The sequence below is a fragment of the Paraburkholderia yinzeri genome (genome assembly GCF_046581065.1).
Classification (GTDB): domain Bacteria; phylum Pseudomonadota; class Gammaproteobacteria; order Burkholderiales; family Burkholderiaceae; genus Paraburkholderia.
Genome location: NZ_JBFOCJ010000001.1, coordinates 2086036 through 2107115, shown reverse-complemented (window position 1 = coordinate 2107115; position 21080 = coordinate 2086036). Strand labels below are relative to the sequence as shown.

Genomic DNA, 21080 nt, shown 5'->3' with positions numbered 1-21080 from the left:
CGCGATGAACCTGTCCCGTCCGTTCATCGCCCGCCCCGTCGCTACCACGCTGCTCGCGCTCGGCATCGCGCTCGCCGGCGTGTTCGCCTTCACGAAGCTGCCCGTCGCGCCCCTGCCGCAGGTGGACTTCCCCACCATCTCCGTGCAGGCCACGCTGCCCGGCGCGAGCCCCGAGACCGTGGCGACAAGCGTGGCGAGCCCGCTCGAACGCCACCTCGGCAGCATCGCCGACGTCACCGAGATGACCTCCCAAAGCTCAGTGGGCAGCACGCGCATCACGCTGCAATTCGGCCTGAACCGCGACATCGACGGCGCCGCGCGCGACGTGCAGGCCGCCATCAATGCGGCGCGCGCCGACCTGCCGGCAAGCCTGCGCTCGAACCCCACCTACCACAAGGTCAACCCCGCCGACGCGCCGATCCTGATCCTCGCGCTCACCTCGCCCACGCTCACGGCGGGCCAGCTCTACGATTCCGCGGCGACCGTCCTGCAGCAGTCGCTCTCGCAGGTGGACGGCGTGGGCGAAGTGGACGTGAGCGGCTCGGCCAACCCGGCCGTGCGCATCGAACTCGAACCGCACGCGCTCTTTCACTACGGCATCGGGCTCGAAGACGTGCGCGCGGCGCTTGCCTCGGCCAATGCGAACAGCCCGAAGGGCGACATCGAGTTCGGCCCGCAGCGCTTCCAGCTCTACACCAACGACCAGGCGAGCAAGGCGAGCCAGTACAAGGATCTCGTCATCGCCTACCGCAACGGCGCGGGCGTGAAGCTCTCGGACCTGGGCGAAGTGGTCGATTCGGTGGAGGACCTGCGCAACATCGGCCTCGCCAACGGCAAGCGCTCCGTGCTCGTGATCCTGTACCGCCAGCCCGGCGCGAACATCATCGAGACGGTGGACCGCGTGATCGCGATGCTGCCGCAGTTGAAGGCCTCGCTGCCCGCCAGCGTCGAGGTGATTCCCACCTCCGACCGTTCCGTGACGATCCGCGCCTCGCTCAAGGACACCGAGCGCACGCTCATGATCGCCGTGGCGCTCGTGGTCATGGTGGTGTTCCTGTTCCTGCGCAACTGGCGCGCGACGCTCATTCCGAGCGTCGCGGTGCCGATCTCGATCATCGGCACCTTCGGCGCGATGTACCTGATGGGCTTCTCGCTCGACAACCTCTCGCTGATGGCGCTCACCATCGCGACAGGCTTCGTCGTGGACGACGCCATCGTCGTGCTCGAAAACATCTCGCGCCACATCGAGAACGGCGTGCCGCGCCTGCAGGCGGCGCTGCTGGGCGCGCGCGAAGTGGGCTTCACGGTGCTCTCGATCAGCGTCTCGCTCGTCGCCGTGTTCCTGCCCATTCTGCTGATGGGCGGCATCGTGGGGCGCCTCTTTCGCGAGTTCGCGCTCACGCTCTCGCTCGCCATTGCGGTGTCGCTGCTGGTCTCGCTCACGCTCACGCCGATGATGTGCTCGCGCCTGCTCGACGAGCCGCACGAGAAAGCGGCCGAGGGCCGCTTCGCGCAGTGGCTCGAACGCGGCTTCATGACCCTGCAACGCGGCTACGAGCACACGCTCGGCTGGGCGCTCGCGCATCCACTTTTCGTGCTGCTCACGCTCGTCGCGACGATCGCGCTGAACGTCGCACTCTACGTGGTCGTACCCAAGGGCTTCTTCCCGCAGCAGGACACCGGGCGGCTCACGGGCGGCATCGTCGCCGATCAGGCCACCTCGTTCCAGGCGATGAAGGTCAAGTTCGCGGAAATGATGCGCATCGTGCAGTCCAATCCCGCCGTGGATTCGGTGGCGGGCTTTTCCGGCGGACGGGCGACCAACTCGGGCTTCATGTTCGTCTCGCTCAAGCCGAAAAGCGAGCGCAAGCTCTCCGCCGACGTGGTGATCGCGCAGCTACGCGGGCCGCTTTCGAGCGTGGCGGGCGCGCGCACCTTTCTGCAGGCCGTACAGGACATCCGCGTGGGCGGCCGGCAGTCGAACGCGCAGTACCAGTTCACGCTGCTCGCCGACAACACGACAGACCTCTACAAGTGGGGGCCGAAGCTCACCGAGGCATTGCAATCGCGTCCCGAGCTTGCCGACGTGAACTCGGACCAGCAGCAAGGCGGCCTCGAGTCGATGGTCACGATCGACCGCGCGAGCGCCGCGCGCCTGAATATCACGCCTTCGCAGATCGACAACACGCTCTACGACGCCTTCGGCCAGCGCCAGGTCTCGACGATCTACAACCCGCTCAACCAGTACCACGTCGTGATGGAAGTCGCGCCGCAATACTGGCAAAGCCCGGAGATGCTCGACCAGATCTGGGTGAGCACCTCGGGCGGTCCCGCCAGCGGTTCGCAGAGCACCAACGCGACGGCGGGCACCGTGAGCGCGCCGTCCACGACCGCGGGCGGCGCGGCCGCAGCCACGGCGGCAAGCGCAGCCGCCATCGCAGCCGACTCGGCGCTCAACCTCGCGATCAACTCGCTCGCGGCCAGCGGCAAGTCGAGCGCTTCTTCGGGCGCAGCGGTTTCCACGGCGCAGGAGACGATGATTCCGCTTTCGGCCATCGCCTCGTTCGGGCCCGGCACGACCCCACTCTCGGTCAATCACCAGAGCCAGTTCGTCGCCTCGACGATCTCGTTCAACCTGCCGCCCGGCAAGTCGCTTTCGGACGCCACCGCGGCCATCTACGACACGATGGGCGAGATCGGCATGCCCGCCACGATCCATGGCAGCTTCCAGGGCACGGCGCAGGCGTTCCAGCAGTCGCTCGACAACCAGCCGATCCTGATTCTCGCGGCGCTGGCCGCCGTATATATCGTGCTCGGCATCCTTTACGAGAGCTACATCCATCCGCTCACGATCCTCTCCACGCTGCCTTCGGCCGGTGTGGGCGCGCTGCTTGCGCTGCTGCTCTTCAAGACGGAGTTCAGCATCATCGCCTTGATCGGCGTGATCCTGCTGATCGGCATCGTCAAGAAGAACGCGATCATGATGGTGGACTTCGCCATCGCGGCATCGCGCGAAGGCCTGAGCTCGCGCGACGCGATCCATCAGGCGTGCCTCCTGCGCTTTCGGCCGATCATGATGACGACGTGCGCGGCCCTGCTTGGCGCGCTGCCGCTGGCGTTCGGGACGGGCGAAGGCGCGGAGCTGCGCGCGCCGCTCGGCATTTCGATCGTGGGCGGGCTGATCGTGAGCCAGATGCTCACGCTCTATACGACGCCGGTCGTTTATCTGTATATGGACCGGCTGAGGGTGTGGTGGGAAAGCCGGGGGGTGCGGCCTGCGGAGGCGGGGGCTGAGTGACGGCCGGTAGCGGGGGGCAATTCGAGTGCGACATCTCTTCAAAGCCGCTGCGCCATGGCCAGCGTGAAGATCCGCGTCCAGCGCCTCGCCTCGCGCTCGCTCGCCATCGGCACATTCCAGACAGGGCGCTTCGCATCGGCGACATCGAGCGCTACGCGCCATTGCCCCGCCTCGCGCGCCGGCTGCGCGCCGCGCAGGTGCGCGAAGATATAGGCGCCCTGCGCCGCGCCGAGCGTCAGCTCGCACAGGCGCTTGCCCGCCGCGAGCCGCACCGCGCCCCATTCGCCCGACATGCCGTGGGTCCAGTCGCCGTCGCCGCGCAGGTTCGGCGCCACGTCGCGGCGGCGCTGCCACCACCGGGCGGCAAGCGCCACGAGCACGGCGGCAACGACCACCGCCGCGGCCACCGCGACATCCATGCCGAACCGCTGCGCGAGCGCGTGAAACGACACCACCGCGCCGTAAACGAGCGCGGCGAACGCAAACAGCAGAACGAGAATGGGCATGCGACGAACCGGCGCGGCCAGCGCGGCAACTATTGCTTCGGATGCTGCGCGGCCCACTCCTTCACGGCGCGCAGCGTGTTCTCGACGTGCTGGTCGGGCGAGAGGCTCGTGTACTCGTAGATGATCTTGCCGTCGGGCGCGATCACATAGGACACGCGGTTGGCCATCGACTCGTGCATCGGCATCGCGGCGTCATACGACTTGATGATCTTCGAGTCTTCGTCGGCGGCCACCGGGAACTTGCTGCGGCATTCGCTCACCGAAAACTTCGTCAGCGTATCGATATTGTCGTGCGACACGCCGATCACGGTCGCGCCGTACTTCTTGTACTCGTCCACGGCTTCGGCAAACTCGTGGGCCTCGATCGTACAGCCTTTCGTGAACGCGGCCGGATAGAAGTAGAGCACCACCGGCCCCTTCTTCAGTTCGTCGGCGAGCGTGTACGTGTAGGTCTTGCCGCCAAGCGACGCCTCGGTCGTGAAGTCCGGCGCAGCGTCGCCGGGCTTGAGCGTCGCGTCGGCCGTGAGTGCGTAGAGCGAGAGTCCGGCGCACAGCAACGCCGCGACGCCTGCCGCGATGAATCGGGATTTCATGTCGATGCTCCTCTCGATGGCTCGCCGCGCGCCTCGTCGGCCCGGGCACGGCCGGGCGGCCGCGCGGCGATGGCGTCATTGGACCATACAATCGCGGCGGGCGCAGGCGGGCGCTCTACGCGCCTCCGCCCGGCCTCAGCCGTCGGCGTAAGCGGTGAACCAGGCGCCCGCCCACAGGTTCAGCTCGGCGAGCAGCGGCAAGGTCAGCGAGGCGAACACGCCGCCCGCGGCGGCGGCGATCGACTGCGCCGTCTGATGGTCGCCCCGCTCGGCGCTCATGGCGATGCGCAGCAGCGTGCCCAGCTCGCCGTGATGGCCGTCCACGGCCCGGCTGATCGCCGGCGAGAGCCCGAGGCGTTCGAGCGTATGGGCCGGCGTCGAGCCCACCAGCACGTGCACGAGGGAAAAAATGCCGGCCATGAACGCGGCATCGGCAAAGTCGGAATTGTTCGGATACAGGCTGCGCGCCGCCAGCTCCATGAAGTGCGAGCGCGTGCCGGCCAGTTGTACGAGCGGGTCCGAGCCCCACGGCAGGTCGCGTCCGCTCGCATAGAGCAGCAGTTGCGCCCAGCGCGCGATCTGGCGCGTGCCGGCGGCGAGCACAGCTTCGCGCAGCGAGGCGATGGGCCGCGCGGGCGCATAGGCGCTCGAATTCACGAGCCTCAGCAGTTGCACGACGACGCCCGGATGGTTGCGCAGCTCCCGTTCGAGCTCGGCCACGCCGACGTCGCTCGCCACGAGCGCGAGCAGGCGCACGAGCGCGAGGCGCGACGTGCGCACACGCGGCGCGCGCAGCACCTGCGGGCGCGCGAAGAAATACCCCTGAAACAGCTCGAAGCCGAGCGAGCGCGCCAGCTCGAAGTCCTCGCTCGTCTCGACCTTCTCGGCAATCAGCGTCTTGCCTGTCGCACGAATCGTCGCGGTGATCTCGGGCAGCATGCCGCGCTCGGTCTGTATGAGGTCGACCTTGACGATGTCCGCGCAGGGCAGCCCCTTCAGCAGGTTCTCCGAGATCACGCTCACGTCGTCCAGCGCAATGCGGTAGCCCGCGCGGCGCAGCAATGCAAGACGCTCGATGAGCGCGTCGTCGAAACGCACGTGCTCGAGCACTTCGAGCACGAAGCGGCCGGGCGGCAGCAGATGGATGATGTCGTCGAAGAGCAGCTCGCGGCTCACGTTCACGTAGCCGTAATGGCGCCCGAGCACGGCCGGCACGCCGAGCTGTCCCATCGTGCGCGTCATGACCTGGGCGGTCGCGAGCGCGTCGTCGTCGATGTCCGCGCGGTTGTGCGCGCCGCCGCGGAACAGCAGTTCGTAGGCCGTCAGCGCGCCGCCGCAATCGAGAATCGGCTGGCGGCCCAGATAGACGAACGGTTGCGCGGCCGGCACAGGGCCGCCGCCCGCGCCCCGCGCGGCGGGGATCGCCGCCCTGTCGGACGCTGACGATGAATCGGACATGGCGTATGACTCGAACAGATGGAATGGCCGGCGGCGCGACGTCCCGCAAGACCGGTGCTGCGGCCGGCCGCGCCGTGTCGCTGCGCCCGTTATTCATTGCGCATGACGCAAGCGTGCCGACCCGCGCCACTTTAACCGAATCCGCGTGCCAGCGGAGCGCCAGGACGGTGCCGCGGCGCGCCACGGCGAATTTTCTTTCCAGGCGCTAAAGATTTTCCCCATCCGGTCGATAACTCCCTCTGATGGGCGCCTTCAGCCAGAAGGCGGATGCCGGTTCGCGGCCTCCGCGGCTCGGGCGCCCTGCGAAGACACACGCCACACATGAGCCGTATGGAACAGGGTTGTCAGCGATAGACATGGAAGCGAACAGGATCACGGCGCCCCGCCCGGGCTGGATGCGCACGGTCATCGACCGGATTCGCGCGCTCGCCGGTCGCCCCGACGGCTCCGATGGCCCTGATGGTCGTTCGCGCGCCCCGCTCGCGCCCGTCACCCGCCCTGCGCCCGTCCGTCCTCCGGAGCCAGAACCGCAACCGCAGCGCTCTCACGAAGCGCCGGCCGCGCATGCCTCGTCCGACGCCGCGGACGCGGTCTCGCGCTCGTTCGAGGAAACCGCGAGCCCGGTGGACTTCCTCGTGCATGTCGACCGCAGCCTGCGCTTTCTCTACGTCTCGGACGCGAGCCTGCGCTTCGCGGGCTACCACCGCGAGTTCCTGCTCGGCGCCACGCTGCAGGACATCGTCGCCCCCGATCATCTGCAACGGCTCGACGCCCTCTTCGATCGCGCGGCAACCACCGGCGCGGTCGAGAAAGACACGGTCGATCTCGTGAAGGCGCTCACCTATCCGCTCGCCGTGGAGCTGCGCGTACAGCGCGCATCCTATGCGGGAAGGGACGGCTTCGCCGTGGCGGGCTTCGACGTTTCGGGCTGGCTGCGTGAGCAGCAGCGTCTCACGCACGCCCTGCACCACGATCCGCTGACGGGCCTGCCCAACCAGACGGCGCTCGCGCCCGAGCTCGAACGCGTGCAGGCCGAAGCCGACCTGTACGGCGTGCCGGTCGCGCTGCTGCTGCTCGACCTCGACGACTACCAGCGCGTGAACCGTGCGCTCGGCTACGATGCCGGCGACGAACTGCTGCGCGAAACCGCGCGGCGCCTCACGCATATCGCGCTGCAGGGCGAGCTGATCGCGCGCACGGGCAGCGACGAGTTCGCCATCGTCATTACGCCGCAGCCGCACGGCGATCCGGGCGAAGTGCCGGTCGCGGCCGAAGCGCTGGCGCGGCGCCTGCTCGCCTCGATCCTGCAGCCCTACACGTTTCGCAACCAGCCGGTGCACCTCTCGGCGAGCATCGGCATCGCGTTCCATCCGGCCCAAAGCGCGGCCGACACGGCGCCTCACGCGGACCCGACACCGCTCATCCGGCGCGCCGACCAGGCGCTCCAGCAGGCCAAGGCCGCGGGCGGCAACACGCTGATGCTGCACGTGCCCGACGACGATCCCGCCGACGCGCTGCGCCTGAAGCTCGAGTCGGACCTCTACGACGGCGTGCGCAACGGCGAGTTCTCGCTGCACTTCCAGCCGATCACGAGCAGCGCCACGCGCGGCGTGGTCGGCGTGGAGGCGCTGATCCGCTGGCAGCATCCCGTGCACGGTCTCGTGCCGCCCTCCACATTTATTCCGCTTGCGGAATCCGTCGGCCTGATCAATTATCTCGGCAACTGGGTATTGAAGGCTGCCTGTATGCAATTGACCCAATGGGACGAGCAAGGCATTTCATTGCAGTACGTCGCGGTCAACGTATCGCCGCAGCAGTTCCGCAATCCGCGTTTCAAGGATAGCGTTCAGGAAGCGATCGAGCTCACCGGCGTCGATCCGCGCCGCCTCGTCTTCGAGATCACCGAAAGCCTGCTGATGCAGGACCCGCAGCATGCCAAAACGTTGCTCGAAGAATTGACGGGGCTCGGCATCCGTTTCGCCGTGGACGACTTCGGCACCGGCTACTCCAGTCTTGCTTATCTGCAGCGCTTCCCGCTCTCGAAGCTGAAGATCGACCGCAGCTTCGTCGAGAACCTGCTCACGTCGCGCAACGACCAGGCTATCGTGAACGCCGTGGTGGGCCTCGCGCGCACGCTCGACCTCGAGATCGTCGCCGAAGGCGTGGAAACCGAAGCGCAGCGCGAATTGCTCACGAAGCTGGGCTGCGATCACATTCAGGGTTGGCTCGTGTGCAAGGCGCTCCCGTCCGAGGAGCTGGCGCGGCGGTTCAATGCGCGCTCGCTCTACGTTCATGAGGTACAGTGATGCGCTCAACCGACAAGGCGAGGCGTTCGCGGAATTGACATGGTTCAGATGGTAAAGGCAGTCCTGCTAGACCGGCTATGGGCACGCATGAACGAGCGTGGCGATTTTCCCATGCTGTCGCAGTCGCTGCGCACCACGGTCGCCGCGATGACCAACGACGACTACGATTTCAACGCGCTCGTGCAGGTCGTGCTGTCCGACTTCGCCCTCACGCAGAAGGTATTGCGCCTCGCAAACTCGGCCATGTACATGGCGTTCGGCGGCAATATCACCACCGTCACGCGCGCGCTGATGGTGCTCGGCATGGACGCCGTGGGCCATCTCGTGGTGGGTCTGAAGATCGTCGACCATTTCCATCACAGCGCGCCGCGCCGCATCGACGCGAAGCTCGAACTGAATCGCACCATTCTCTCGGGCTGCGTCGCGCGCAAGCTCACCGAGCGCGGCGACCTGCGCGCGGGCGAGGAAGCCGTGGTCTGCACGCTGATGCGCCAGGTGGGCAAGCTGCTCGTCGTGTTCTATCTCGAAGCCGAGTGGGACCAGATACGGCGCGAGTGCGACGAGGGCGCGGCCGAGGACGAGGCCTGCATCGCCGTGCTCGGCGTGACGTTCGACGAAATCGGCCAGGAAGCCGCGACGCGCTGGCGCATGCCCGGGATGATCCGCGAAGGCATGGGCGAATTCGACCCGCAGGGCAACGAGCCGCGCCAGGTGCAGTGGCTGCGCGCGATCACGAACTACTCCACCGAAGTGGCGCGCGTCCTGACGACGCCCGACCTGACCGACGAGATGCGCGAGGCGCATATCGCGGACCTCGCGAACTACTACGGCCGGGCGCTCGGCACCGATCCGGAAGTGCTCGTGCAGATGAGTCTCGCACTGGCCAACGAGGAGGCCGACGACGGCGTGATGCGCGAGATCGTCGAGCTGCGCGCCAACGCGGACGCCATCGCGCGCGAGGCGCTCGATCCGGAGGCACGCATTGCGGCAGGCGTGGAAGATTTGCGCGCATTGCCGCCCGACAGCCCGTTCGGCGCGGCCCTCACGCTTGCGAACGAGACGGTGCTCGCGGGCCTCGGCTTCGCGCGCACGGTGGTGTTCGTGCGCGAAGGCGCGAACATGTTCGCGGCGCAGCGCGGCTTCGGTCCCGGCGTCGAAGGCAAGCTGCCGAAACTGCATTTCAACGCGGCATTTCAGCCCGACGTGTTCCATCTGGCCATCGCGAACTCGGTCGGCATCTTCATCGAGAACGCGCGCGACGCGAAGATGATCTCGCGCCTGCCCGCGTGGTACCGCTCGAGCTTTGACGACACGCGCGCCTTCGTCCTCCTGCCCGTGGCGGCCGAAGGCGATCAGCCCGTGGCGCTGCTCTACGGCGACTGGTTGCTCGATCAGGAGCCGAGGCGCATCTCGCAGAAGGAAATGAGCGTGCTCAACGATCTCGCCCGCGAACTCGCGCGGTTCTTCTCGGCGAGCTCCGCCAACGTTTGAACGGCCGGAGCCAGGCGGTCTGCTAAAGACAAAGGGGCGGTGCATCGCACCGCCCCTTTGTCTTGATGCCCGTACGTAGCGGCCGCATGGCCGGCCGCCCGCGCTCAGTCGTCGATTCGCTCCAGCCCCGTCGCCTCGGCATTGCGGTCCGCCATGCCCGCCCATTCGCCCGCTGCGAGGGCAAGCGCCGCGACCGCGCTCGCGTCGAGCGGCGCGAGCTGCGTGCAGGCCATGTCGACGACGTCCCAGTCGCCGCGCTCCAGCGCCTGAATCACGTCGAGCAGCCGGCCCAGCACACCCTCGCGACCCACGATCGCCGCCCGAATGGGACGCGCGAGCGTGAGCATGTCGACGGTCGCGGCAAGCGGGCCGCCGAACACGGCATCGACGAACGAGAACACGCCCGCGAGAAACGCCGCATCCTGCTCGTCGCGCCCGGCCTCCGGCAACTGGCTCACCGCGAGTTCCATGAAGCGCGCGCGCGTGGCCGCGAGCTGCAGCAGCGGATCGTCTTCGAGCGAGACCTTGCGGCCGTCCGCGTAGAGCAGCAACTGGGTCCAGCGCGCAATGCGGTTGGTGCCCGTCGCGTTGATTGCCTCGCGCAGCGTGGACACCTTGTGCCCGCTTCCGAAGCTCGGCGAGTTCACGAGCCGCATCAGATGCATCACGAGCACGGGATTCAGCTTCAGCTCGGCTTCGAGCTGCGCGACGGTCGGCTCCGAAGCGAGCAGTTGCAGCAGGTTCAGGAGCGCCTGGCGCGGCGCGCTCGCGCGGCGTCCGCCACCCTGCGGCTTTGCGAAGAAATAGCCCTGGAACCGGTCGAAGCCGAGCGTGTGCGCGCGTTCGAAATCGGCCTGATTCTCCACGCCCATCGCCACCAGAATCTTGCCCGCCGCCTTCAGCACGCTCGCGAACTTCGGCAACAGCACGGGCTCGATGCGGCGCAGATCGATCTTGACCGCTTCCACATACGGCAGCAGCTTCGCGAAGGCTTCGTTCGCCTCGGTAACGTGATCGAGCGCGAACCGGTAGCGGCGCCCGTGCAGTTGCGTGAGCCGCGCCACGAGCGCGGGGTCCGCGCCGATATCGAGCGGCAGTTCGAACATCACTCTGGCGGCCGGCAGGCGCAGCACGGCCTCGTCGAACAACGCGTCGCGCGTCACGTCGAGCCAGCCCGGGTGTTCCACCAGCGCCGCGCGCACCGCCGGCGCCGCGAACGCTGCGATGAGTGCGGAGCCCGCCGCCGCTGGCGCTTCGGGGTCGTCGCCGCGATCGATCACGCGCGGCAGCATCTCATAGCCGCACAACATGCCATCCCGGTCGAGCAAGGGTTGGCGGGCAAAGTCAATGTCGTACCGGTTCGCGGCTGAATCGTCTCCCGCGGCTCCTGGCATGGGTGGCCGATCGGCGGCATTCAAGCTCATGGGGTCCCTCGCGTAGCGCCCTGCTGCACGCTGCTGCATGTGGCGTCTGGTTCTTTCTGGTTCTTGATAAGGTCGATGCAGGGTGCCGTGCCTTGCGCGACACGCCCCGGCAAATCCTTACCGATTCTATCCTGTCCAGTACGACCGGAATACGTCGGCACGCGCCGATTCGGCAATATTTTTGGCCTCGCTGTACGCGAGGCCGGCACCGCTCTCGCTTTGCAGACGACGCTGCGTCCGTCCATACCGTACGAGCAAAGGGGTCAAATCTTGCCACTCATTTCGGAATCCATATCAATCTGCCGAAAAAACAACCGGCCGGATACGCTCCGGCCGATTATTTTGCCTGGGTCGTACCGACTCGAACTTACTTCAGCACGACTTTCACGTCGAAGTATTTCGCGGCCAGGCGGTCGATCGTGCCGTCCGCCTTCAGTTCCTTGATGGCCTCGTTCAACTCGCCTTTCAACTGCGCGTCGCCCTTGCGCACGCCGTAGCCCACGCCCGAGCCCAGCAGCTTCTCGTCGGTCACGGCCGGGCCGGCGAACGCGAATCCGGCGCCTTGCGGACGGTTCAGGAAGCCCTTCGCGGCAGCCTCGCCGTCCTGAAACGCGGCGTCGAGCCGGCCCGAAGCGAGGTCGGCGTAAATCTGGTCCTGGGTCTGGTACGGCACGACGTCGACGCCCGCCGGCGCCCACTTCGCCTTCGCGTAGGCTTCCTGGATCGTGCCCTGCAGCACGCCCACATGCTTGCCCTTGAGCGATTCGGCGGTCGGCAGAAGCGGGCTGCCCTTCTTCGCGATCATCTGGTTCGGGATCGCGTAGATCGGGTCGGTGAAGTCGATGGCCTGACGGCGCTGCTCGGTGATCGTCATGTCCGAGTTGATTGCGTTGAACTTGCGCGCCTCGAGGGCCGGAATCAGCCCGTCGAACGAGTTCTCCACCCACACGCACTTCGCCTTGAGCTTCGCGCAAACCGCGTTGCCCACGTCGATATCGAAGCCTTGCAGTTCGCCCGCGGGCGACTTCGACTCGAACGGCGCATAAGACGCCTCCACGCCGAAGCGGATTTCCTTGATGTCGGCGGCCTGTGCGGCGCCGGCCGCGAGAGTGGCGGCCGTGCAGAATGCGAGAGCGGCCAGCTTGTTCCAGTTCGTTTTCATGTGTCTCTTTCCAGTCAGATATGACGCGCTATGGCGCGCCGGCACAGGATCGCTGCGCCAATATCGCGGCTCAAACGGAGGCCCTCTTTGTGGTGCACCGCAACAACCGCGAGGGCGCAATTGTACAGCGGGTGCACAAGGGGTCGGTCGGCGCACGAGGCTGCGGCGCGCGGGCGAACTTGCAAATGGATGTCGTGGATGCGCAAGCGCGGCTACGGCGCCTGGAACGCCACGCTCGCGCCGCCGCTTCAGGCAAGCGCGCCGAGTGTGGCGGCCGTCGTCTCGACGACGAGCAGGCCCGCGCGCAAGCCTGGCTTGACGGCGGGATTGGGAAAGACGATGCGCTCTTCGTCGTGCGCGACGACGTAGCGATAATCGCCGTCGTTGGCAAGCACCGTGCCGCGCACGAACGGCGTGAAATTCGGCACGTCGGCAGCCACGTGCAGTTCGAATGCGCCGCTTTGCTTCGTGATCTGGCCGATCACCGTAAAGACGCGCGGCAGCGGCGCATGCGCGTCGGGTGCCGCGCCCGCCACGAGGCGGCGCACGGCTGCATCCGCGTTGGCGAAGCGCGCGAGGTCGTTCTGGCCGAAGGGCTGCACCTTGCCGAGTTCGAGCGTGCAGGCCGTGGCGCCGCAGGTTCCGGCCGTGAACGCCGAATAGGTCGTGCCCTTTTCCGTGTGGATCAGCACACAGCCGATGCGTGCGTCGGCGAGCCACGCGAACATCGCACGCGACAGCGCGGCGTTCGTCGCATTGCCGATATACGGCAGCAGTGCGAACTGTTCGAACGCGGAGGCGCGGATCGCCGTGTGCATGTCGAGGTGCCAGCGCGCGTGCGGCGCGTCGGCCGCCGCAGTGAAAAAGCGCTGTGCATGCATTTCGAGCGCAGCGGCGCGCGGCGCTTCTGCGCTCGTCCCTGCCTGTGCATGACGGCCACCGAAGAGGCGGTTCAGATCGTCGTCGAGATAGCGGCGCGCTTCGCGCATGGCACCCACGTTGCCCAGCACCACCAGCAGACGGCACGCAAGCGCCGCGCGCCCCGCCGCGATATCGGCCACATGTTGCGAGAGCAGTTCGATCGGCGCGGTTTCGTCGCCGTGAATCCCGGCCGAAAGCAGCACGCTCCTCGTCGCCGCTTCCACTCGTGACGGCTCGATCTGCAGCACGCCATCGTCGAGCCATTGCCAGCGCGCACCGCTCGCGCTGGTCCCGCGCGCATCGGCGTCGCTCGCGGGGCGTTCGCCCGCGAGCGTGTAGCGCAGAAAATCGGCGAGCGGCATATCAGCGCTGGAAGTCATAAAGCGAGCCGAGTCCGAGGATCTGCGTGAGCTCGTCGAGCGCCGTGCGCGATTCGGCGAGCAGCATCGGATCGGTCAGGTCGTGCGGCGCGAGGCGGTCGCGATAATGCTTTTCGATCCACGTGTCGAGGCGCGCGAACAGCTTGTCGTCGATCCACACGCCCGGCGCCACCGCCGCGCGCTCGGCCTCCGAGAGCGCCACGCGCAGCCGCAGACACGCCGGGCCGCCGCCGTTTTTCATGCTCTCGCGCAGCTCGAACACGAGCACTTCGTCGATCGGACCGCTCGTCACAACGAGTTCGTCGAGGTAGTTCGCCACACGCGGATTCTCGCGGCATTCCTGCGGCACCACGAGGATCTGCGTGCCGTCCGCGCGGCTCAGCAACTGGCTGTTGAACAGATACGACGACACGGCATCCGCCACGCTCACCTGCGCATCCGGCACCTCGATCACGTGGAACGGCGCGCTGTGCGCCGCGAGCTTTCCACGCAGTTCGTCGTACACGGCCTTCTGCTCCACGAACGCCAGCTCGTGGCAGAACAGCGTGCTGCGGTTGCCCACGGCGATCACGTCGTTATGGAACACGCCGGCATCGATCACGTCGGGGTTCTGCTGCGCGAACACGGTCGCATCCTCGGCAAGACCATGGCGCTGCGCGACTGCGCGGCTCGCCTCGAAGGTCTGCCGCGCCGGGAAGCGCTTCGGCTCGGGGCCGCGGCGGTACTCGCTGCGGCCGTAGACGAAGAACTCCACGCCGCGCCCGCCATACTGCGCGCAAAAACGCGTGTGGTTGGCCGCGCCCTCGTCGCCGAGCGCGGGCGTGCCCGGCAACGCGTCGTGCACGACGAAATGCGACGGATCGGCGAAAATCGCGCCGAGCGTGCGGCGCGTGGCCTCGTGCTCGATGGCGCGATGCAGCTTGCTGCACAGGTTCGCGGGCGTGAAATGCACGCGGCGGTCGGGCGTGTCGGCCGAGGGGCTCACGGTGGCCGCGTTTGCCGTCCACATGGCCGACGCGGAACTCGCCGCCGCGAGCAGTTCGGGCGCCTCCTTCGCGGCCTTCGCGATAGCTTCGGCATCCTTGCCGGTGAAGCCGAGCTCGCGCAGGAGGCGGATCGACGGCCGCTCCTGCGGCGGCAGCACGCCCTGGGCAAAGCCGAGGTCGGCGAGCCGCTTCATCTTTCGGAGTCCCTGGCGTGCGGCGGCCTTCGGGTTCGCAACGGACTTCTCGTTGTTCTGCGACGCCACGTTGCCGAACGACAGGCCGGCATAGTTGTGGGTCGGGCCGACGAGTCCGTCGAAGTTGGCTTCAAGGGTTTGCATCGTCGATCCTCTTCAGAAGTGCAGGCCCGGCGAAACGCTCGCGGGCATTTGCAGTTGCGCGCTTTCCACCGACGCCATCGGGTAGGCGCAGTAGTCGGCCGCGTAATACGCGCTCGGGCGCTGGTTGCCGGAGCGGCCCGTGCCGCCGAAGGGCGCGCCGCTCGACGCGCCGTTGGTGGGACGGTTCCAGTTGACGATGCCTGCGCGGATGTCGCGCGCGAACCGGTGCCAGAGCGCTTCGTCGTCGGCGAGCAGGCCCGCCGAGAGACCGTAGGCCGTATCGTTCGCCCGCGCGATCGCCTCGTCGAAATCCGCGTAGCGCGTTACCTGGGCGAGTGGTCCGAAGTGCTCTTCGTCGGGCAGATCGGCCACGCCGGTTACGTCGAGAATCGCGGGGCTCACGAAGCCGAGCGACGGGTCGCGCTGCGCCATCGTCAGCAAGGCGCGCGCGCCGCGCTCGATCAGCATGCCCTGCGTGCTCACGAGCTTCGCGGCCGCGCGCGCCGAGATCACGGCGCCCATGAATGGCTGCGGATCGGCGTCGTATTCGCCCACGGCAATGCGCTCGCTCACCTCGACGAAACGCGCGAGGAAACGATCGCCGAATGCGCCCGTCGGCACGAGAATGCGGCGCGCGCAGGTACAGCGCTGCCCCGCCGAAAGAAACGCCGACTGGATCGCATGGTGCACGGCCGCGTCGATATCCGCCACCGGCGCGACGACGAGCGGGTTGTTGCCGCCCATTTCAAGCGCGAGCACGATCTCGGGCCGGCCGCCGAACTGCCGGTGCAGCAGCGTGCCGGTGTCCGAACTGCCCGTGAAGAAAAGCCCGTCGATCTGGCGATGATTCGCGAGCGCGATGCCCGTGTCGCGCTCGCCCTGCACGAGGTTCAGCACGCCCGCGGGCAGGCCCGCTTCGCGCCAGAGCTCGACTGTCACGCGCGCGACGTCGGGCGCAAGCTCGGACGGCTTGAACACCACGGCGTTACCGGCAATCAGCGCCGGGACGATATGGCCATTGGGCAGGTGCCCCGGGAAGTTGTACGGCCCGAACACGGCGACGACGCCATGCGGACGGTGCCGCAGCACGGCGACGCCGTCGGCCATCGGCGTGCGCTTCTCGCCGGTACGCTCGCCGTAGGCCGTGATCGAGATCGCGACCTTCGCGGCCATGGACGCCGCCTCGGTGCGCGCTTCCCACAGCGGCTTGCCGGTCTCGCGGCCGATGGCCTGCGCGAGCTGCTCCTTGCGTTCGGTGACGAGCGCGGCGAAGCGGCGCACGATCTCGCAGCGCGCTTCGAGCGGCGTCTGCGACCAGGCGCCGAACGCGCGGCGCGCAGCGCTCACGGCACGGTCTACCTCTTCCGCGGTCGCGGCCTGGCCGCTCCACACCGTCTCGCCGGTGCCCGGGTTGCGCGAGGCGAATGCCGGGCCCGAAGCCGCGCACCATTGCCCATCGATGAAAAGCTCGTTCATGAGTATTCCTATAGATGCTTTTGTGCGGGACCGAGCACGCGCACAGGATCGCCCGCCGCCACGTTCAGCGCCGCCGCTTCCTCGGCGTTCAGCGTGAACACGCCGTCGCGTACCGTACCGGGCGCAAAGCCCACGCGGAAGTCGCTGGACGACGTGTTCGAAACGAGTGAGCGCACGCCCTTTATATCCTGTCCATCCTGGACTCCCACCTCAAGCGTGCCGATCTCGACAGGCACCACCACGCTCTCGCGCACCGTGCGCAGGTCGGCGATATGGCATTCGAGCACGGGGCCTGCATCGAAGATGTCGACGTGATTCTCGTAGCGCAGGCCCTCGGCTTCGAGCATGCGGCGCGCGGGAATCGTGTCGGCATGAGTGAGGCCCACTGCGGCTTGTGCCTCGTCGGGCAGCAGCTCGACATAGACCGGATGGCGCGGCATCAACTCGGCGAGGAAGGATTTGCGGCCGTGCGCGCTCAGGTAGTCGGCGGCATTGAAGTCGATCTGATAGAAGTGCGAACCGACTGCGCGCCAGAACGGCGAGGTGCCGTCCGCGTCGAAATGGCCGCGCAGCTCTGCGCAAATGCGTTCCGGGAAGCGGTCGCGGAACTGCGCGATGAACATGAAGCGCGAGCGCGACAGCAAGCTGCCCACGCCGCCCGTGCGGTAGCGCGGCGAGAGGAACAGCGAGCAGACCTCGGCATAGCCCGTGAGGTCGTGCGAGATGTTGAGCGCGCGCATGCGCGTCCAGATGCCGAGATCCTGGCTCGCATGCACGACCGTGCTCACGCGGTAGTTGTAGAACGGCTGCTGCAGGCCCACCGCCGTTTCGATGCCGCAGACACCCGCCACGTCGCCGGTGGCGGTGTCTTCCATCACGAAGAAATAGCCGGCTTCGGCCTGCGCAGCCTCGCTCGCGAGCGTGCGCCGCGTGCGCGCGATGCGCGCGATCAGCGCGTCGCGGTCCGGCTTGAAGGTGGTGAGGCCGGGGCCGGTCTCCTGGGCTAGCGCGACGAGCGCGTCCACATCGCCCGTCTGCACGACGCGAACCACGATCATTGCGACTCTCCCATCGATTGGTCTTCCGTTGCCGATGTCTCGCGCCACAGCGGCACGCAGCAAACGCTATCGCCGTCCTGCACGCCGAGCGCGGCGCGCGCGGCGGCGTCGAGCGGCGCTTCACCGCGCACGGCGTGGCGCGGCGCGCCTCGCGTTCCTTCAGGCAAGGGCGGAAGATTCGCGAGCACGCAGCGGAATTCGCCCGCACGCTGGCTCGCGACCATCCACGACGCGCCTGGCGCGCCCTCCGCTGCCTCGCACACCGTGCGGCTTTCGTTGGCGACCACTGAAGCCGTGCGGTCCACCTGCGCGGTCAACACGGGGCCCGCGTCGAAGATATCGACATAGCGGTCGGGCTCGAAGCCCTCCTCCAGATGAATCTCGTAGGCAAGCAGCGCGCTCGGGTCCGGCTCCCCCAGCACGCGCTGCGCGGCTTCGGGCAGCAGCGGCACGTAGATCGGATACGCCGGCATCACCTCCGCGATGAAGGTGCGGCTGCGCCCGCCGGAGGCCATTTCGATGTCCTTGAAATCGCGCCCGAAGAACTTGCGCCCCACCGCTTCCCAGAACGGCGACACGCCGGCCTCGTCGGTCACGCCGAGCAGCAGCGAGAACACCTCGGGCGTGAAGCGCCGGCGGTTCATCGCCACGTACATCATGCGAGCGCGCGACATGAGATGCGCGGCGGCGTCGCCGCGCAGCGAGGGGTCGATGTAAAAGCCCGCCAGACGGCTCTTGCCGGTGAGTTCGTGCGACATCTGCAGCGCATGGATCTTGCGGTTCACGTGCAGTTCGCGCGAGGCGTGAATCAGCGCATCGTTGCGAAACGCGTAGAACGGCTCCGAATAGCCCGCCGCCGCCACGAGGCTCGACGTGCCGACAAGCCGCCCCGTTGCCGGGTCTTCCAGCACGAAAAGATAGAACTCCTCACCGGGGAAGTCGACGTCGGCGCGAAACGAATCCTCGGAGAGCGCAATGCGCGCCTCGAGCGCCGCGCGGTCATGCGGCAGCGAATGCAGCACCGGCTGCGCAGTACGCGCCATGCGGGCGATCGCGTCGAGGTCGGCAAGCCTTGCGGGGCGAACGAAAAGCATCGTCGGTCCTGTGTCGGTTGAGTGTCGGCGGATCAGCCGCCGATGACGTCCTCGAAGGCCTGCTCGAGACGCACGAAGCCCTCGGCCAGATCCGCTTCGGGAATGATGAGCGACGGCGCGAAGCGCAGCACGTCCGGGCCCGCGATCAGCATCATCACGCCATGGCTGGCCGCCGCCGCGTTGAAGTCTTTCGCCCGGCCCGCGTAGCGCGCGTTCAATTCGGCGCCGATCAGAAGGCCCTTGCCGCGCACCTCGGCAAACACGTCGAAACGCTCGTGCAGCCCGGCGAGCTTCGCGCGGATCGTCTCGCCGCGCGCCCGCACGCCCGCGAGCACGGCCGGTTCGCTCACGATATCGACCACCTTGCCCGCAATCGCCGCGCCGAGCGGGTTGCCGCCGTAAGTCGTGCCGTGCACGCCCACCTTGAAGTGCGCGGCGATCGCTTCGGTCGTCAGCATCGCACCGATCGGGAAGCCGTTGCCGAGCGCCTTGGCCGTCGTCAGGATATCGGGCGTCACGCCCGTGTCTTCGTACGCATAGAAGTGGCCCGTGCGGCCCACGCCGGTCTGCACTTCGTCGAAAATCAGGAGCGCGCCGTGCGCGTCGCAGGCCTCGCGCAACGCGCGCAGGAAAGCCGGATCGGCCGGGATCACGCCGCCCTCGCCCTGCACCGGCTCGACGATCACCGCGCAGGTTTGCGAGCCGATCGCCGCGCGCGCCGCGTCGATGTCGTTGTACGGCAGATGGCGGATGCCGCCCGGCACCGGCCCGAAACCTTCCGAATACTTCGGCTGACCGCCCACGCTCACCGTGAAGAAAGTGCGGCCGTGGAACGATTGCGTGAACGAAACGATTTCAAACTTCTGCTCGCCGAAACGTTCGAACGCGACCCGGCGGGCGAGCTTGAGCGCGGCCTCGTTGGCCTCGGCGCCCGAATTCGCGAAGAATGCGCGGTCGGCGAAAGTCAGCGCTTCGAGCTTGCGGGCAAGGCGCAGCACCGGCTCGTTCGTGTAGCCGTTGCCGATGTGCCAGAGCTTGCTGCCCTGGTCGTTCAGCACGCGCAGCAGTTCCGGGTGCGCGTGGCCGAGGGCCGTCACGGCGATCCCGCCCGCGAAGTCGATGTAGTCGCGGCCTTCGGTATCCCATACGCGCGAGCCGAGGCCGCGGTCGGGCACGAACGGCGCCGGCGAGAAGCACGGCACCATCACGTCGTCGAAGGTCTTGCGGGTCACAGTCTGGTCGTTCATGGCGGATCCTCTCAGTCTCGAGGCAGGCTCAAAGCAAGCCAGGGGTTCGGGCAGCACGCGCCGCGCATGCGGTGCGCGCATCGATAACAGGTGCAGTGTAGGCAAGCGCGCTGCAAACGTCTTGCGTATGCGCGACACGTTCTTTCGAGGCCGACGTGTTCGTGCGCGGCGCCGGCCCTTTCATGCGGGTTCCGGCGGCTCGACGAGCGCGCCGGCGCGCGGCTCGGCCACCGCGCCGCCGTGCTGGCGTTCGATCCAGTTGCGGCGATCCTCGCGCGGCGTCACGCCAAAACGCTCGCGATAGGCATTCGAGAAATGCGCCGCCGACGAAAACCCGCACGCGAGGCTGATCTGCACGACCGACTTGCTCGTGCGCTGCAGTTGCGAGCGCGCTTTCGCGAGGCGCAGGCCCAGGTAGTACTTCGACGGCATCGCACCGAGGTACTGGCGAAAGAGCCGTTCGAGCTGGCGCCGCGACACGCCCACGAGACCGGCGATCTCGTCGGTGGTGAGCGGGTCCTCGATGTTCGCTTCCATGAGCATGAGCGCGTCGTTCAGGCGCGGATGGCGCTCGCCCGGCGCCGTCACGTAAGGAATGCGCTGGCGCTCGTCGCCGCTTCTGAGCGTGCTCGCGCCAAGCGCGTCGGCAATGCGCGCGGCAAGCTCGGGCCCATGGTCGCGGCCGATCATCGCCAGCATGAAGTCGAGCGTTGCCTGACCGCCCGCGCAGGTCGCGCGATCGCGGTCGATTTCGTAGATGTGCTGCGTGACGATGGTGCGCTCGAATTGCTCGGCGAACTGCTGGTACGTTTCCCAGTTCGCGGCCACGCGATAGCCCTGCAGTTGCCCGGCCATCGCGAGCCACCAGATGCCGTGGTGGATGCCCGTGACGAGCGGCGTGCGCTGGCCTACGCGCGCGAGGCTCGCGAGAAAGAGGCGGTAGTCGGCGAACTGCTGGTAGCGCTCGGTCACGACGATCAGCCAGTCGCACGCGAGCGCGTCGCCGAAAGCGCCGTCGGCGGGCCACTGCGCGCCGCCCGAGAGCGGCACGGGCCGCCCGTTCCACGAAAGCATCTGCCAGCGGTAGAGCGCGCGGCCGTCGATCTCGTTGGCAAGGCTCAACGCGTCGACGATGGGTCCCACGCCCGACATCGACACCGGCGGCAGCGCCACGATCGCCACCTGCGTGGTGCGGCCCGCGCGCGCGGGCGCCGCGCCTTGCGGATTGCCGGGCGCGGCGCTGTTGGGTACGGCGTTCGGCGCCGCGGGCGCGCTGGGGCTGGTACGGATCATCGTCGGAATGCAGGCCTCTTTGCGGCGGGCAGCGGGCGGCGGGTCCTGC

15 protein-coding genes are annotated in these 21080 nt (G+C 67.7%); 3 read left to right on the top strand and 12 right to left on the bottom strand.

The genetic code is table 11. The features are described from left to right. Positions 1–4: 4 nt before the first annotated feature. Positions 5–3298 carry an efflux RND transporter permease subunit gene (locus tag WJ542_RS10075; RefSeq protein ID WP_411189158.1) on the top strand — a complete coding sequence of 1098 codons (3294 nt, stop codon included), beginning with the start codon at positions 5–7 and terminating at the stop codon, positions 3296–3298. Between the two features lie 38 nt (positions 3299–3336). On the opposite strand, the gene WJ542_RS10070 is transcribed toward WJ542_RS10075, so the two are convergent. The 3 genes from WJ542_RS10070 to WJ542_RS10060 all read right to left on the bottom strand — a co-directional run bounded on the left by WJ542_RS10070 (position 3337) and on the right by WJ542_RS10060 (position 5855). Next, positions 3337–3804, bottom strand: a complete 468-nt coding sequence (locus WJ542_RS10070; protein WP_411189157.1) for a hypothetical protein — start codon at positions 3802–3804, stop codon at positions 3337–3339. Between the two features lie 29 nt (positions 3805–3833). After that, entirely contained in the window at positions 3834–4397 is a 564-nt protein-coding gene (locus WJ542_RS10065) for a peroxiredoxin (protein WP_411189156.1), read from the bottom strand. A 135-nt stretch (positions 4398–4532) separates the two neighbouring features. Further along, on the bottom strand, positions 4533–5855 hold the full coding sequence (locus tag WJ542_RS10060) for an EAL and HDOD domain-containing protein (RefSeq protein ID WP_411189155.1): 1323 nt from the start codon (positions 5853–5855) through the stop codon (positions 4533–4535). Positions 5856–6211: 356 nt separating this feature from the next. Between WJ542_RS10060 and WJ542_RS10055 the strand changes: the two genes are divergently transcribed. Together WJ542_RS10055 and WJ542_RS10050 are read left to right on the top strand one after the other, a co-directional pair. Then, the gene (locus tag WJ542_RS10055) at positions 6212–8161 is read left to right on the top strand and encodes a putative bifunctional diguanylate cyclase/phosphodiesterase (RefSeq protein ID WP_411189154.1); all 1950 of its coding nucleotides are present in this window, start codon (positions 6212–6214) and stop codon (positions 8159–8161) included. Positions 8162–8209: 48 nt separating this feature from the next. Further along, on the top strand, positions 8210–9652 hold the full coding sequence (locus WJ542_RS10050) for an HDOD domain-containing protein (protein WP_411190521.1): 1443 nt from the start codon (positions 8210–8212) through the stop codon (positions 9650–9652). A 104-nt stretch (positions 9653–9756) separates the two neighbouring features. Here WJ542_RS10050 and WJ542_RS10045 read toward each other — a convergent pair whose 3' ends face one another. From WJ542_RS10045 to WJ542_RS10005, 9 genes are all read right to left on the bottom strand, one after another. Then, positions 9757–11076, bottom strand: coding sequence for an EAL and HDOD domain-containing protein (locus tag WJ542_RS10045; protein WP_411189153.1), 1320 nt, complete (start codon positions 11074–11076; stop codon positions 9757–9759). A gap of 367 nt (positions 11077–11443) precedes the next feature. Then, entirely contained in the window at positions 11444–12238 is a 795-nt protein-coding gene (locus tag WJ542_RS10040) for an ABC transporter substrate-binding protein (protein ID WP_411189152.1), read from the bottom strand. 248 nt (positions 12239–12486) lie between these two features. Then, on the bottom strand, positions 12487–13539 hold the full coding sequence (astE, locus tag WJ542_RS10035; protein ID WP_411189151.1) for a succinylglutamate desuccinylase: 1053 nt from the start codon (positions 13537–13539) through the stop codon (positions 12487–12489). Beyond that, the gene (gene astB / locus WJ542_RS10030) at positions 13523–14863 is read right to left on the bottom strand and encodes an N-succinylarginine dihydrolase (RefSeq protein WP_411189150.1); all 1341 of its coding nucleotides are present in this window, start codon (positions 14861–14863) and stop codon (positions 13523–13525) included. The genes astE and astB overlap by 17 nt, the downstream gene beginning before the upstream one ends. Before the next feature lie 12 nt (positions 14864–14875). Continuing rightward, positions 14876–16339, bottom strand: a complete 1464-nt coding sequence (gene astD / locus WJ542_RS10025; RefSeq protein WP_411189149.1) for a succinylglutamate-semialdehyde dehydrogenase — start codon at positions 16337–16339, stop codon at positions 14876–14878. Between the two features lie 8 nt (positions 16340–16347). Then, on the bottom strand, positions 16348–17397 hold the full coding sequence (astA, locus tag WJ542_RS10020) for an arginine N-succinyltransferase (protein WP_411189148.1): 1050 nt from the start codon (positions 17395–17397) through the stop codon (positions 16348–16350). Next, a complete protein-coding gene (gene aruF, locus WJ542_RS10015; RefSeq protein WP_411189147.1) occupies positions 17394–18491 on the bottom strand; it encodes an arginine/ornithine succinyltransferase subunit alpha in 1098 nt (365 codons plus the stop codon). The genes astA and aruF overlap by 4 nt, the downstream gene beginning before the upstream one ends. Positions 18492–18523: 32 nt before the next feature. Then, complete coding sequence (locus WJ542_RS10010; protein WP_411189146.1) at positions 18524–19738, bottom strand: aspartate aminotransferase family protein; 1215 nt, start codon at positions 19736–19738, stop codon at positions 18524–18526. Positions 19739–19918: 180 nt separating this feature from the next. Next, complete coding sequence (locus WJ542_RS10005) at positions 19919–21031, bottom strand: GlxA family transcriptional regulator (RefSeq protein WP_411189145.1); 1113 nt, start codon at positions 21029–21031, stop codon at positions 19919–19921. Positions 21032–21080 lie beyond the last annotated feature (49 nt).